The sequence below is a fragment of the Mesorhizobium sp. P5_C1 genome, from assembly GCF_054049815.1.
The window spans coordinates 1-778 of the sequence record NZ_JBFULQ010001230.1; the positions used below are offsets into that span (position 1 = coordinate 1).

General features: G+C 60.5%; 1 protein-coding gene. It reads right to left on the reverse strand.

The window, feature by feature from the left end; translation table 11 throughout:
• Positions 1-778 (reverse strand): lipopolysaccharide biosynthesis protein (locus tag ACXJ7R_RS35055; RefSeq protein ID WP_457155792.1); only part of this gene is annotated, 778 nt, incomplete at both ends.

Sequence of the window (778 nt, forward strand, 5' to 3'; positions counted from 1 at the left end):
CAGTTTCAACACGAGTATTTGGGGAAACAGGAACGGGACTAGGCTCGCGACGGACACCAGTGCACATAAGGATCCCGCCAGGAAAAAGGTGCGCCAATCGCGAGGCTCGAGCCATGCGTCAAGGCAATAAGCCGCCAGCGCGCCAATCAGCCCGCCAACCGCATTTGGCAGTATTACCCGCACCATATATCGCCGCGGCTCCACGGCTAGAAGCCGGCAGCCATAGAGTAGCGGTCCTATGCCTCGAAACAGGACTGCGGCCGCTGCTGCGGCGAAGCTGATGCCGGAGAGGCCGAAAAACTGGACCAGCAGAAGGCTCAGGCCGGCGATGGTGACGCTCTCGCAAACGGCAAAGACGGCAAGCAGCCGGTGTTTCTTCACTCCGGCGATGACCCAGTAAGTGACCCATTGCGACAAGGCGATCAGCTCACCGAGCATGAGGATCCGGAGTTGCTGATAGGCTTCGTCGGCGCGTCCGCCCTGCCAAAGGTGAATGAAGCTGTCGCCTAGGACGAGCAGGCCGATGGTGAGAAGACAGCTCAAGGCGGTAGTGTACCGGCCGCCCTCCACGAGCAAGGTCTGCTGAGCCGTGTGAGCTTGCTCATGGAACAGCCGGACCGATCGCGCCGCGACGGCTTCGGTCGTTGCGGACAAAAGGACATTGCAATTGACCGAGAGCTGGCGCGCGATGGCGAAAATTCCCACGGCCGCATTGCTGAGTGTGTAGCCGACGAGAATTGGACTCAGTTGGAGCGCGATCGACCTTGCGGCATTCAGC